This window comes from Parvimonas sp. KA00067 (assembly GCF_001553085.1).
Lineage (GTDB): Bacteria > Bacillota > Clostridia > Tissierellales > Peptoniphilaceae > Parvimonas > Parvimonas parva.
Window position 1 is genome coordinate 98,294 of the sequence record NZ_KQ960145.1, and the last position, 13,874, is coordinate 112,167.

Consider the following 13,874-nt stretch of genomic DNA (forward strand, 5'->3'; position numbering starts at 1 on the left):
ATCGTATTTATCTTTTTCTCTTGTTTTGTCATCTGCTTAGGAGCTGATTTCTGAATAGACTTTGGATAGGAATCAAAAAATAATCTTGGATTTATAAGTACCAAACTAGCCACTATTCCATTAAAAATAGCTGCTATAGCAATTCCATCAAGAATTGCTCCCATGAAATCCATAAAACCAACTCCTTTTCAAATTTTACTTTTAATTACATCATCCAAAATTTATAGTACTATCTTTTTCCATTTCCTAATTTTTGTTCTAAATGTTCCAAATGGAGCAACAGTATTCACATGAATAAACTTATATACTTCCCATACTGCTGTTTTAGTTGCTTCATCAGCCCATTTTCTCATGTGAGGTTTAAATAATTCTTCCTCACTTAATGTATCAATCATTTCATAAATAGAGTCAATGTTTTCATTTAATTTTAATTTCAACTCATTTAGAGATAAAGGAGCATAGGTGTCTGTAAACCATTGATATAATTCACCCAATTGATTCCATTTAAAGTTCTCTGATGGTGTCTTTACTTTTAGTCCAATTCTTTCATTTTCTTCCCATTGAAGAACTAAGGTAGTCCACCCTAATTGATAAGCAAGATTTTCAGCCGGTGTTCTATCAACTTCGATTATTCTCTTATCTTTTAAATTTTCTGGAATATCATCAAATTCTGAAATATATTTCTCAAAGCTTTTATTTATCTCATTTTTCAATTCCTCTTTATCCTTGTATGTTCTCAAAATATCTCCTCCACAAGTTTCTAATTTGCTCTTCATATAGCCCTAATCTTACAATTTACCGTTTCAATTAAAGCAATGCAAAATGCTCCTATCATCGGTAAGCCATATGGACTTACTAAAAAAGCTATTACTAATGCTTGTATTCCTGTTACAGTATCATGATAGATAAAACTTGCTATTGATCCTATTACACAAAATGACATTAGAAAATATAATATCGTTGTTCCAATACCTAACAAGAATGTTAGAAAAGCTGTTAAAATTGACAGTACCAGTGAAACAGGAAAAAGTATAATTTTTAATATTATTCTCATCGTCCCTCCTCCTAGCTGGTGTACTGTTTACAACACTTATTTTTGTAATAAATGCTCTAAACAGCACACCAACCACTTAATTTTTTAGTTTTTAACTTTGGTAGAAGTTCTAAAAGCCTTGTATTTACTTGACTATTTGCCTGTGTCATTATTATGACACGAAACCCAGCAAAAAAATCTAAGATTATTGCATTATTATTTGGATGTAGGTTTATGATAGTTTTTATTAAACTAACCGGTTTAGGATTTGAGAACTTTTTTGATATATTAAACTTTTCATAATCAGAGACTCCATTTGGGTTTGAATATATATTATTAATTAAATCTAATGTTGTAAATCTAACTCCAATTTCTTTATCAACCATAGAGTTAGTCTTTACATCATATGCTTTATCTTGGTATATTTGCATCCTTATAGAATTCTTTGTTTCTCTTATAATTCCTAGTTTAATTGCTGTTTTCATCCTTTCTTCTGTCCAGAACCATCTATTTCTCACTCCCTTGGAATTAACTGGACTATATATCTTACCATTAAATTCAACATCATAGTCACAGTTTCTTGAATATCCTTGAGAAATTGGAGCGATTAAAGCTTTAGTGTCACCTTCATAGTAATGTCCAATTTTGTCTTGCTTTAAGTTTTCAGAATCTGTATCTTGAATAATTTTCTTTAAATTTAATCTATTAGTATTAGAATAAGCTATAATGAAATCATTAGAAATATTTATATTTTTTTCTTGAGCAAATCGTTGAGGTGATGTTATTCTAGGGATAATAGATATTAAATTCTTTTCTCCAAATATACTATCACATAAAAGTTTCAATTGAGCTTGTTCATTATTATCTATAGAAATAAAAATTACTCCCTCATCAGATAATAACTCTCTTGCTATCGTTAACCTTTCATTCATAAATGATAGCCATTTTGAATGTCTATATCCATCGTCAGATCCAATATAATTATCATCATAAATAAAATCTTTATTCCCAGTGTTGTAAGGTGGATCAATATAGATAACATCAATATTACCCTTGTGAGTCTTATCTAGTAATTTAAGAGAATGTAGATTATCCCCCTCTAAGAGAAAATTGAAATCGGTTGTATTATCTCTAACTATCTTTTTATCTTCTATCTCTTTAAAAACTGGTATGTTATGAACGAGTTGTTTGTCTACTTCTTCTACGTGTTCTTCCCAAACTAACCCATATTTTTTCTCAGTTAGTGCTGTTTCAATCTTTTCTAGTGCAATCCTACTTTCATCATCTGTATGAATTTCTTTTAGATGATTTAGGTATTCAAGCATTTCAGCTCTTCTGGTCTGTGATAGGTTGCTCAATTTTATTCCACCTCATTTCTATGAATTTCTACAACTTCCTCTATCTTGCAATCCAATGCCAAGCAAATCTTTTCTAATGACTCTAAGTTCACATAAGAGTTTTTGCTCATTCTTGAAACTATGTTGCTTGTTATGTTTGCAGCTCTTTTTAAGTCTTCTTTGTTCATTTCTCTTTCTACCAATAAGTGCCATAATGGTTTATAAGAAATTGCCATATTATTACCCCTTATCCGTTTTATTGTTAAGATATATTATATCATAAATAGGCTTATAAGTCACTTTAGCCTATTTTATGCTTGTGCTTGCGTTAGTATTTATTAAGATAGTCTTTGTTTTTTTCCTTGTCCCACTTGGAACTGCTCCAAATCGGTTGGGTGCCCGGGAACCTTGTTATTTCATAATCAAAATAATTTAAAAAAGATTTTTTAAAATTAACAAAAGGAGCTTATGTATTTTTAAAAAATCCTCTTTATGTTGACGGAGTAGCTTATCCTCACCACAATGTAAAATTTGGGCTTAATGAAAAATATTTTATAAATGGAGTTAAATTCTTCGTACAAGCAGTTAGCGACTATTTAAAATAGTAAATAATTTTAAACAAATAGAGAGAACGTCTGTTCTCTCTATTCTTTTATAAATACAAATTTATTTTCAAAAGACATTTCTTCACTGAATTTATATCCCTCTTTATTAAATTGTTTTATTCCTTCTATATTTTCAATTTTGTTTTTAGTTATAAAGTTTAACATCATTCCCCTTGCTTTTTTTGAAATTGTGGAATGTTTTTTTAATTTTCCATCAGCATTTTCAAAAAATTCAAAATCTAAAAACTTTTCATCTGTAATATATTTTTTTATTACTTTTGAAAATTCATCACTTGCAAGATTAATGATTAAATTTTCATCTTTTAAAACTTCTTTTGCTATCTCATCTTTCCAAAAATTATATAAATTTCCCATTTTCGTTTTCATAAGAAAATCAAGTCTATACGGATTTATCAAATCAAAAGGTTTAACTGCACCATAAAGCGCAGAAATAATAATTAAATGCTCCTTTATATACTCTAAATCGCAATTGTCAAACTCCTCCCTATTAATATTCTTATAACACATTCCGTCATACATATAAAAAGCTTTACAATAATCTTTTGAAATTAACACTTCCGGAACATTCTTTAAAATTTCATTCGTCTTTTCTAAAAAATTTAAGCCAAAAGAAAATCTCTCACAAGTTTTAGAAATTGTCTTTGCAGGTGATAAAATTATTTTCATATTTCTCTCCTATTTCTTTAATAGCATATACTAATAGTAGCAATTATAACATCTACTAGCTGTAAAAGTCAATTTATTATTTATAATTTGGACTTTTCAATTGTTATGATACAATTGATGTGAGACTAAGGATAATAAAAGAGAATATCCTGTATAATTAAAATAATAAACAATTTAGCTAGAAATGAACTCTCTTTTATGAACAATATTACACCATAAAATAATGTACAAAAAATAGCACCGAAGCGCTATTTTAAAAGTATTCATATAATATTGTTATTGAAGTTTTTAATTCTTCATCATAATTTTTTATCAGTTCTTCAAACTCTGATTTTAAACTGTTCTCGTCAAAATTTTTATCTAGTTTATTTCCATCTAAGATTAATTGCAAACCTACAAAGTATTTATATCCTTGTTTGTAAATTGCAAAATCATGCATTGATTTTATATAGCTAAACTTATTTTTCCAATTTTCAGTAATTTCTTTTAACTCAATTTCTCTTTCCGTAAAATTTCCCCCGACCGGTTCAACATGGATTACTAGAACAATTTCATACTTTTCATAAATTTCTTTTTCAATCAAACTCATAAGATTATGTGCTTTGATTAAACTCATTTCAGAATCAACTTCAACATCAACAGTTGCAATTTTTTTATTATTTCCATATGTATGAAAAGTGTAATTGTGTATTCCCAAAATTTCTTTGTGCTTTTCGATGTCTGTCAAAACTGACTTTATCAATTCTACACTTGGTGCCTCTCCAATAAGTTGGCTAACTGTTTCCTTTGCAAGTGAAAAACCGGAAAATAAAATAAATGCAGAAACTACAAGTCCAACTACTCCGTCAACGGGAAAAGTTGTATAATCTGCAAAAATCATTGCAATTAAAACCACAGAAGTTGTAAAAACATCACTTAAACAATCGACAGACGTTGCTCTTAAAATACTTGAGTCGATAGCTTTACCTAGTTTTCTGTTAAATAAACTCATCCAAAGTTTTACAAAAATAGAAACAACGAGAAAAGCAATTCCTATTTTATTCATAACAATTTTTTCAGGGCTTATAATTCTTTCAATCGACGTTTTTGTAAATTGTAAACCAACAAGCATAATCATCATAGAAATGATTAATGTCGTTATGTACTCAACTCTACCATGCCCATAAGGGTGGTCCTTATCTGGTGGAGCAGAAGAAAATTTAAATCCCAAAACCGTTGCAAAAGAATAAATCGCATCAGAAAAATTATTTACGGCGTCAGCTGTTATTGAAACTGAATTTGCAAAAATTCCTATTAAAAACTTTGATACTCCCAAAGTAACATTTAAAGATGTTCCTATTAACCCTGAAAAATATCCAACTTTTTTTCTATCGTACTTATCTGTATTTTCAATTCTTGAAATACTCAATATTTTTTTATCTATCATATTTACTCCATAAATAATATAATATTTCCACTTTCCAGCGTCTTTTTTATGTCGATAATTCTTTGGTTTGATGAACCGCGAAACTTTAGGGTTAAATCTTTTAATCTATAATCAAATCGTCCATCAACTAGAACATCACATTCCTTTAAAAGTTCAAATCTGTCATCATCTTCAAGAATTTCTTCAAAAGTATATCCTGAATAAATCCAAATATTTTTATTTACACTTTTTTTAATATCTCTTACAATTTCAAGGAGCTCTTTGGCATTTTGCATTGGTTCGCCACCAATTAAAGTAAGACCGGAAACATTTTTATCACGTAAATAGTCTATTACTAAATTAGTAGTTTCTTTAGTCCAAAGCTCCCCAAAATTGAAATCCATATATTTTCTATTAAAACAATCTTTACAATTATGTGTACAGCCAGTTACGAAAATACTAGTTCTGATACCAACACCATTTGCAACATCATAAGCTCTTATCTGACCATATCTCATTTTAATCCCTCGCTATATATGAAGAACTCTAGCCTTTATTTCCTTAGTTCTACCTTCATTCCAGAAATTTTCTCCAAGATAACCACAAGTTCTTCTCGTTACATTCATTTTTTGCTTGTCTTTATTATGACATTGTGGACATTCCCATTCATTATATTCGTTTATGATTATTTCTCCATCAAATCCGCAAACATGGCAATAATCTGATTTTGTATTAAATTCAGCATATTGAATATTATCATAGATAAATCTAATCATTTGTTCAACAGCTTCAACATTATGGTTCATATTAGGAATTTCTGCATAAGAAATACAACCCCCTGTTGACAATTTTTGGAAATCTTCTTCAAATCTAAATTTATCAAAAACTGAAATATTTTCCCTAACATCAACATGATAACTATTTGTATAATATCCCTTATCTGTTATATCCTTTATTTCTCCATATTTCTTTCTATCTATAGAACAGAATCTGTGAGTTAAACTTTCAGCAGGAGTTCCATATAGAGAAAATGCCATTCCTGTTTCTTCACTCCAACTGTCAGCCGCTTCTTTAATTCTCTTCATAACTTTAAGAGCAAATTCTTTTCCTTCTTCAGTTGTATGGCTAACGCCTTTTACACACATTGTAGCTTCATACAATCCAATATATCCAACAGAAAGAGTTGAATATCCATTTGTAAGATATTTCTTAATACTTTCGCCTTTTTTAAGTCTTGCAATGGCTCCGTATTGCCAATGAATTGGGGAATTATCACTCTTTACATTTTGAAGAAGTGAATTTCTGAATAAAAGTGCTTTTTTTACAATATCAAGTCTTTTTTCTAGCATTTCAAAAAAGCCTTCTTCATTTCCCGTATTTAAAATTCCAATTTGTGGTAAGTTCAAACTTACAACACCTTGGTTAAATCTACCTTCAAATTTATAATTTCCATTTTCATCTTTATATGGTGCTAAGAATGATCTACAGCCCATAGGTCCAAATACATTTCCTTCATAATGTTCTCTAAGTTTTTTAGCAGAGATATAATCAGGATACATTCTCTTTGCAGTACATTTTGCAGCGAGTTTTGTTAAATAATAATATTTACTGTCTTCTCTTACATTATTTTCATCCAAAACATAAATTAACTTTGGAAAAGCTGGTGTGATATAAACACCCTTTTCATTCTTAATTCCTTCTAGTCTTTGTTTTATTATCTCTTCAACGATTTGAGCAACTTCGTCTTCATATTCAAAACCGTCCTCAACATACATAAATAATGTAACAAAAGGACTTTGTCCATTTGTAGTCATCAAAGTATTTATTTGATATTGAATAGTTTGAATACCTGCCTCAAGCTCTTTTTTAGTCATTGCTCTTGCAATATTTTCGATATCTTCTTCATCAGTTAAAATTTCTTTTGCAAGTTTTAAATGTTTTTCATAGCTCTTTCTAAGATATTTTCCTAGATGAGCAACATTTAAGCTTTGTCCACCAAATTGACCTGACGCAACCTGTGCAATTATTTGAGTCATAACTGTACAAGCTACTTGGAAAGACTTTGGAGTTTCAACCATTTTACCATTAATTACTGTTCCATTATCAAGCATATCTCCAATATTAACTAGACAGCAATTGAACATAGGTTGAATTAAATAGTCCATATCATGAAGATGTATAGCTCCTTCGTCATGAGCCTGAACAATATCCACAGGAATTAGCATTCTTCTTGCTATATCCTTTGAAACTTCTCCGGCAATCAAATCTCTTTGAGTTGATGCAAGAATAGCATTTTTATTTGAATTTTCATTTATAACATCTAAATTTGTCTTATCAAGAAGACCCAAAATACTTTCGTCAGTAGTATTTTTAAGTCTTTTAAAAGTTTGCACAGCCTTATAGTTTTCATAAGCTCTGGCAGTTGCAGGATTTCCATACTTAATTAAGCTGTAGTAAACATGATCTTCTATATCATATATACTCATCTTCTTTCCGATTGTTGTTGCAAAAGTTTCTATCTCTGATGCAATCTTTTCAGCCAATCCTTCTTCGTATACTCCTGTACTGCTATGCATAGCTTTTTTTATTGCAATTGCAATTTTATTTGCGTCAAAATCTACTTCTTGACCATTTCTTTTTATAACTTTAATCATAACTACCTCCTAAAATACTTCATAAATGCTCGATAGTAAGATTATATCATCAACAATATATATTGTCAATCAATAGTTATTAAACTATATATAGTATATTTATTTGTTTTTACTCATTAAATCCCTCTTGAAAAATTTTATAACAATTTGTAGAATGAGAAAATTAAAAATAAAATAAAAAATTTTTTAAAATTTTTTCTCTTACACAAAAAATAAAGTCGATATAAATTTTATACCGACTTTGTTAAATCACTTATCTTTAATTGTCTTTATTCCAAAAGCAAAATATACTATATGGCAAAACCAAACTAGCCCTAAAATAATTCTTCCGATATTTGTATTTTTCATAAAATAGAATCCCGTCCCCATTGTTATTGTAAAAATTATAATAATTTTTAACTTTGTCTTTAATGGAAGTCCTTTTCTATTTACAATTTTCTCTATATTGTTTTTATACAAATTCGTTTCGACAAACCATTTGTGCAACTTTTTAGAACTTCTTGCAAAGCAAAATACTGTTACAACATAGAAAGGAAATGTCGGCAATATTGGTAAAAACACTCCAACTGTTCCTATTGCAAAAAATATCAACCCTATCGCAATCCAAATATATTTTACTAAATTCATTCTATATTACCTCTCATAATCTAATATATCAATGATAACATATTTCATATTGATTGGCAATATTATATTTCAAAGCAATTTCCTTTTTCGACTTTATAAATTACATCTGCAAATGAAACTGTACTCATTCTGTGTGAAATTAAAAATACCATTCCTTTACAATTTTCTCGAATCAAATTTAATATAATCGATTCATTCAAAGTATCCAAGTTGCTTGTTGGCTCATCAAAGATATATACTTCAGCTTTTTTAAGCAATGCTCTCATAAGTTCGAGTCTTTGCATCTCTCCGCTTGAAAAAATAATTTTTTCTGAATTTATTTTAGTATCAAGACCATTTTCTGTTGATAAAATTTTATCTTTTAATCTACATTTTTCAGCTATCTTCAAAATTTCCTCATCAGTAATATTTTCATTTCCCAAAATCAAATTTTCTCTAATGCTTTGTGAAAAAATTTGTGGAAATTGTGGAATGTATGCAATTTTTTCTTGTAATTTTTTGCTATCAATCTCTAAAATATCATCTTCATTTAAAAATACTTTTCCATTTTTAGCCATATACCATTTCATTACAATTTTCATCAATGTACTCTTACCAGAGCCACTTTCTCCAACAAGTCCGACAATTTTTTTATCTTCAAAATGTAAATTCAAATTTTCAAAAATATTCTTATCTCTATTAGGATAAGAGAAATCAACATTTTCAAACTTTATTTCATCTAAATTTACAATTTCTTTTCTTCCGTCATTTACACCCGGTTCTTCTTCATCTAATAATCTAAAAGTATTTCTTCCTGCCTGTAATGCACGCCCAAGTCCTAGAGGAAGCCTGCTAAGTTCTAAAAACGGAGCAAAAGATGAGCTAAATACAGCCAAAGTTGTTACAGCATTTTTTACAGTAATTAATTTTCTATTTATGAGTACAAAGTCTGCATAAGCAAAAGCTAAAACTCCAAAGCCTATAACTAAAAAACTAAAAGTGAATTGTAAAAAGTTTAATTTTGAAACCTTTCTTTCTTTTTCATTCACAATTTTACTTTCTCTTTCAAGATTTTCAAATCTCTCTTTTTCAACTCCAAGTTGTAGTAAATCTTTCATACCTTTTAAACTATCTAAAAAATATGAAGTATATGATTTTCTAAATTTCTGTTGAATTTCAAGATGAGGTTTTAATTTACTTGAAAATACATTAGGTATAATAACTGCAAGTGTAAAATAAACAGCTATTGCTATTAAACTTAAAACAAAATTATGATATAGAAAATATATAAAAAGCAATATTGAAACGATAGTTCCTGTTGTAATCGGAGCTAGAGTATGTGCAAAAAACACTTCTAAAGCCTCAACATCTTCCCCTATAAGTTTTAACAATTCTCCACTATCTTGTGAATCAAGTTTTGAAGGAGCAAGTCGTCTAAGTTTAGAAAAAATTTCTCTTCTAAAATCTGCCAAAACTTTAAATGCAACAAAATGTCCGAAATAATGCTCCCCATATCTAAAAAGCCCTCTTGAAATTGCAAGTACAACCAAAGCTACAAGAGAATATATTTTTAATTTTTTTCCATATAAAGCATCAAATCCTAAGGAAATAATTTTTGCCGGAATATAAACTGTAATTAAAAAGCCGAAAACAGCAAAAAATACTGCTAACAAAATAATAGGAAGTAATCTTTTCATAAAATTTATAAGTCTTACAACTAATTTTATATTATCTTTCATTTAAAATTTCCTCCATTTCATTTTGTTTATCCAATAACAACTTATATTCAGAATTTGAAATATACAAATCACAAGGTTTTCCAAAATCCCAAGATTTTTCTTGTCCCATAAACAACACAAAGTCTGCCTTATGAACCTGTTTCATCTTATGGGAAATAAACATAACTATTGAATCTTTCGAAATAAGTCTAATCAAATCTAAAATTGCATTTTCATTTTCCGTATCGACACTTGAAGTCATCTCATCAAAAATATAAATCTTTCTATTTGCAAGTAAGCCCCTTGCACAAATAATCTGTTGTCTTTGTCCCGGAGAAATCAACTTTCCGTTTTCTCCAACAATAGTATCAAAACCGTTAGGTAAAGTTTTTACAAAATTTAAAATATTTTTTTCTTCAATCCATTTCAAAATTTCATTTTCAGATAATTTTGTCGCTTTCTTTAGATTGTCCATAATACTTTCATTAAAAACATAACTATCAGGAGAAATGTAAAAACCTAAAGAATTTATATCGCCCTTTGAAAAATCTTTCAAAGATTTTCCGTCAAGCAAAATTTCTCCAGAATAATTTTCAAGATTTTTAAATAAAATTTTTGCAAATGTACTTTTTCCAAGTCCACTTTCTCCGGCAATTGCAAATAAATTTCCTTTTGAAATTTCAAAATTTATATCATCTAAAATTTTTCTTTCTCCATAAGAAAAAGATAAATTTTTAAATTCAATTCTTTCAACATTTTCAAGTTTAATATTTGAATCTTCAATCTTTTCTTCTAAATTTGCATTGTCTAAAAACGTAAAAATTCTGTCTGCCATTTTAGTATTCATCATAAGTAAATGCATACAATATCCCAATTCTCTAATCGGAGTAAAAAACTCGGTTGCAATCAAAATAAAAAATATGAAATTAAAAATTGACATATTTCCCTTTGAAATTGACATAACAGCTAAAAATCCTGAAATTGCAATTCCAAGATACATAACGCCGTCCATATATCCGACAGATTGAAGTTGAAACTTTAAAAGCTCCATTGTAGAAAGTCTAAACCCTTCTGCACTTTCATTAAATTTTTTCTCATAAATTTCATCGGCACTATAAGAATAAAGTGTATTAAGTCCCTTTAAATCGTCCATAAACAAATTGCTAACGTCCATATAAGTTGACCAATAATGTTGCATAATCTTTGCAGAACGCTTTTGTATCAAAATAATTGAAACCGGAATAAAAGGAATACTAATCAAAAAAACTAGACTTCCAAGTGTATAAATAAAAAATACAATAGCTAAAATTGTCGCACAATTAAGATATGTCCTTAAAGTCGTTGACAAATAATTGCTATAAAAAGTATCCAAGCTGTCAATTCCCTGAGATGCAACAGTAAGCACGTCAGCATAAGAATATTTTTTTGAAAATTCCTCATTATTCTTTGAAAAAACATTGAAAAATTTATTTTTCAAACTATCTCTTGCAAATTGTGATGCCACACCTTGATAATTTTTAGAAAAAATTGAAATTACAAATCCAAAAATATTTAGTCCAATGACAATTAATGCGTAACTAAAAAGATTAAATTCAATCCCGTTACATAAATTAGAAAATCCCTTAGCAATAACACCAAAAGAAATTATCCTCATCAAAAATTGAATCCAAGCCAAAAAAGAACTTAAATAAACGACCTTCATCTTATCTCCAAGCTCTTTTTTCAATCTGTTCTTCAATTCTTTTCGCCTTTCTCGACTTATCTTTTGCTTTTGAATTTTTGTACTAAAATCACTATCCATAAAAAACTCCTATAAAAATTAATATAAATTATTTATATGATACCCTATTAATTTAAAAAAATCAAGAAAAAAGGTCAGAGAGTTTTTACTCCCTAACCTTAGTTGTTAAACGAATTTTTTCTATTTTAGTTTTTTATTTTATTTTTCTAACTTCTTCAACAACTCTACTAATTGCCTTTTCTGATGACATTTCAAAATTTTCCATTTCTTTTCTTGTTGAAAATTCGATTATGTTTTCACCCGCTTTTTTACCAACTGTAATTCTTAGAGGAATTCCAATTAAATCTCTGTCGTTAAACTTAACGCCAATTCTTTCTTTTCTATCATCAAGCATTACTTCAACACCTTGTGATTCTAATTCGTCATGAATTTTTTCTCCAAGTTTCATTTGTTCTTCATCATTAATATTTACAACTGTAACTATCGCATGGAACGGAGCAACTTGAATTGGCCAGATAATTCCCTTTTCATCATTGTTTTGTTCAATGATTGCAGTAATACTTCTTGTAATTCCAATACCATGACTTCCCATCCAAAAATATTGGCTAACTCCATTTTCATCTAAGAAAGTTGCATTTAATGCTTTAGAATATTTTGTTCCTAATTGGAAGATATTTCCAACTTCTATTCCTCTTGCAAATTTTAACGGATAGCCACTTTCAGGGCAAACATCGCCCTCTTTAACCATAAGTAAATCTTCAACGATTTCTCCGTCAAAATCTCTACCGAAATTACAATTTATATAGTGATGACTTTCTTTATTTCCACCAACTACAACATTTTTCATAAGAGTAACTCTTTTATCTAAAATTTTTCTAACTTTCAAATTTACAGGTCCTGTATATCCTGCAAATGTTCCAATTTTTGAAATCATTTCATCGTCCATCATTTCAACTTCATGTTCAGGTACTCCAAGATGACCACAAAGTTTTGTCAAATTAAGCTCTCTATCTCCCGGGATAAATACTATAACAGGTTCTCCTGCAACAACTAAATCAATAGCTTTAACACATTTTTTAGTTTCCTGTTTTAAAAAGTCGGCAACTTCTTCTATCGTTTTACAGTCAGGAGTGTAAACTAATTCAAGTTCTTTTTCTTCCCCACTTTCATCAACTTTATAAACAACTTTTGCCTTTTCGTCAGTTGCTGAATATCCACTTTCATCACAATAGCAGATAACTCCCTCTCCTACATCAGAAAGAGCGATAAATTCATGTGAACTGTTTCCTCCCATTGCTCCGGAATCTCCGGCAACAATTTTGTAATTAAGTCCTAATCTGTTAAATACTTTTTCATAAGCCTTCCACATTTCTTTATATGATTCCATCATCATTTCAGGGCTTACATCAAAAGTATAGGCATCTTTCATTGAAAATTCTCTTGCCCTATTGATTCCAAAACGTGGTCTTTTTTCATCACGATATTTAGTTTGTATTTGGTAGATATTTAAAGGTAATTGTTTATAACTTTTTATTTCCCCACTAATTAAAGTTGTAAAATATTCTTCAGCCGTTGGTCCAAGGCAAAACTCTCTTTCGTTTCTATCACTAACTTTAAACATTTCAGGCCCAAAAGTTTGCCATCTTCCTGACTCTTCCCAAATTTCTTTTGGTTGAAGTGCAGACATCAAAATTTCATATCCACCCATTCTATCCATTTCTTCTCTTACGATATTTTCTACTTTTTTAATCGCTCTATATCCAAGTGGAAGATAAGAATAAATTCCTGCAGCAGACTTTCTAATCATTCCTGACCTTAAAAGCAATTTATGGCTAATAATTTCTGCCTCTTGTGGGTCTTCCCTAAGTGTAGGCATATAGTATCTTTTCATTTTCATAACAAAATTCCTCCGTAATATATTTTAAGTTTTCAGCAATAAAAAAAACGGCTAACATCTCCAAGAGACGAAAGCCGTGGTACCACTCTAATTTATACTCAAAAGCTATAAGGCACAACCCTGTACTTTTAATACAAGCTCAAAGATAGGTTCAATTTCCTCTGTAAAAGTTTTTCACCAAACAACTTCTC

12 protein-coding genes are annotated in these 13,874 nt (G+C 29.1%); all 12 read right to left on the minus strand.

Annotated features, from left to right (window positions below; genetic code table 11):
* Positions 1–221: 221 nt before the first annotated feature.
* Positions 222–740 carry a ClbS/DfsB family four-helix bundle protein gene (locus tag HMPREF3181_RS02435; protein ID WP_068472616.1) on the minus strand — a complete coding sequence of 173 codons (519 nt, stop codon included), beginning with the start codon at positions 738–740 and terminating at the stop codon, positions 222–224.
* A gap of 32 nt (positions 741–772) precedes the next feature.
* Positions 773–1,054: a CD1845 family protein gene (locus HMPREF3181_RS02440; RefSeq protein ID WP_068472617.1), complete on the minus strand. Its 282-nt coding sequence runs from the start codon at positions 1,052–1,054 to the stop codon at positions 773–775.
* Between the two features lie 56 nt (positions 1,055–1,110).
* The gene (locus HMPREF3181_RS02445) at positions 1,111–2,391 is read right to left on the minus strand and encodes a site-specific DNA-methyltransferase (protein WP_068472618.1); all 1,281 of its coding nucleotides are present in this window, start codon (positions 2,389–2,391) and stop codon (positions 1,111–1,113) included.
* A gap of 2 nt (positions 2,392–2,393) precedes the next feature.
* On the minus strand, positions 2,394–2,606 hold the full coding sequence (locus tag HMPREF3181_RS02450; protein WP_068472619.1) for a helix-turn-helix domain-containing protein: 213 nt from the start codon (positions 2,604–2,606) through the stop codon (positions 2,394–2,396).
* 408 nt (positions 2,607–3,014) lie between these two features.
* Positions 3,015–3,662 (minus strand): YaaA family protein, encoded by a 648-nt coding sequence (locus tag HMPREF3181_RS02455; RefSeq protein WP_068472624.1) that lies wholly within the window; start codon positions 3,660–3,662, stop codon positions 3,015–3,017.
* Between the two features lie 253 nt (positions 3,663–3,915).
* On the minus strand, positions 3,916–5,088 hold the full coding sequence (locus HMPREF3181_RS02460) for a cation diffusion facilitator family transporter (RefSeq protein ID WP_068472625.1): 1,173 nt from the start codon (positions 5,086–5,088) through the stop codon (positions 3,916–3,918).
* Positions 5,089–5,090: 2 nt separating this feature from the next.
* Positions 5,091–5,585 (minus strand): anaerobic ribonucleoside-triphosphate reductase activating protein, encoded by a 495-nt coding sequence (nrdG, locus tag HMPREF3181_RS02465; RefSeq protein ID WP_068472626.1) that lies wholly within the window; start codon positions 5,583–5,585, stop codon positions 5,091–5,093.
* 12 nt (positions 5,586–5,597) lie between these two features.
* Positions 5,598–7,721 carry an anaerobic ribonucleoside-triphosphate reductase gene (gene nrdD, locus HMPREF3181_RS02470; protein ID WP_068472627.1) on the minus strand — a complete coding sequence of 708 codons (2,124 nt, stop codon included), beginning with the start codon at positions 7,719–7,721 and terminating at the stop codon, positions 5,598–5,600.
* 249 nt (positions 7,722–7,970) lie between these two features.
* Positions 7,971–8,348: a YbaN family protein gene (locus tag HMPREF3181_RS02475; protein ID WP_068472628.1), complete on the minus strand. Its 378-nt coding sequence runs from the start codon at positions 8,346–8,348 to the stop codon at positions 7,971–7,973.
* 62 nt (positions 8,349–8,410) lie between these two features.
* Complete coding sequence (locus HMPREF3181_RS02480) at positions 8,411–10,066, minus strand: ABC transporter ATP-binding protein (protein WP_068472630.1); 1,656 nt, start codon at positions 10,064–10,066, stop codon at positions 8,411–8,413.
* Positions 10,056–11,846, minus strand: coding sequence for an ABC transporter ATP-binding protein/permease (locus HMPREF3181_RS02485; RefSeq protein WP_068472632.1), 1,791 nt, complete (start codon positions 11,844–11,846; stop codon positions 10,056–10,058). The genes HMPREF3181_RS02480 and HMPREF3181_RS02485 overlap by 11 nt, the downstream gene beginning before the upstream one ends.
* 133 nt (positions 11,847–11,979) lie before the next feature.
* Positions 11,980–13,683 carry a proline--tRNA ligase gene (locus tag HMPREF3181_RS02490; protein ID WP_068472634.1) on the minus strand — a complete coding sequence of 568 codons (1,704 nt, stop codon included), beginning with the start codon at positions 13,681–13,683 and terminating at the stop codon, positions 11,980–11,982.
* Positions 13,684–13,874: the final 191 nt, after the last annotated feature.

Coding starts and splice junctions, on each gene's coding strand:
- HMPREF3181_RS02450 (WP_068472619.1), bottom strand. CDS start 2,606: ATGGCAATTTCTTATAAACCATTATGGCACTTATTGGTAGAAAGAGAA.
- HMPREF3181_RS02440 (WP_068472617.1), bottom strand. CDS start 1,054: ATGAGAATAATATTAAAAATTATACTTTTTCCTGTTTCACTGGTACTG.
- HMPREF3181_RS02460 (WP_068472625.1), bottom strand. CDS start 5,088: ATGATAGATAAAAAAATATTGAGTATTTCAAGAATTGAAAATACAGAT.
- HMPREF3181_RS02455 (WP_068472624.1), bottom strand. CDS start 3,662: ATGAAAATAATTTTATCACCTGCAAAGACAATTTCTAAAACTTGTGAG.
- HMPREF3181_RS02490 (WP_068472634.1), bottom strand. CDS start 13,683: ATGAAAATGAAAAGATACTATATGCCTACACTTAGGGAAGACCCACAA.
- nrdD (WP_068472627.1), bottom strand. CDS start 7,721: ATGATTAAAGTTATAAAAAGAAATGGTCAAGAAGTAGATTTTGACGCA.
- HMPREF3181_RS02485 (WP_068472632.1), bottom strand. CDS start 11,846: ATGGATAGTGATTTTAGTACAAAAATTCAAAAGCAAAAGATAAGTCGA.
- HMPREF3181_RS02480 (WP_068472630.1), bottom strand. CDS start 10,066: ATGAAAGATAATATAAAATTAGTTGTAAGACTTATAAATTTTATGAAA.
- HMPREF3181_RS02475 (WP_068472628.1), bottom strand. CDS start 8,348: ATGAATTTAGTAAAATATATTTGGATTGCGATAGGGTTGATATTTTTT.
- nrdG (WP_068472626.1), bottom strand. CDS start 5,585: ATGAGATATGGTCAGATAAGAGCTTATGATGTTGCAAATGGTGTTGGT.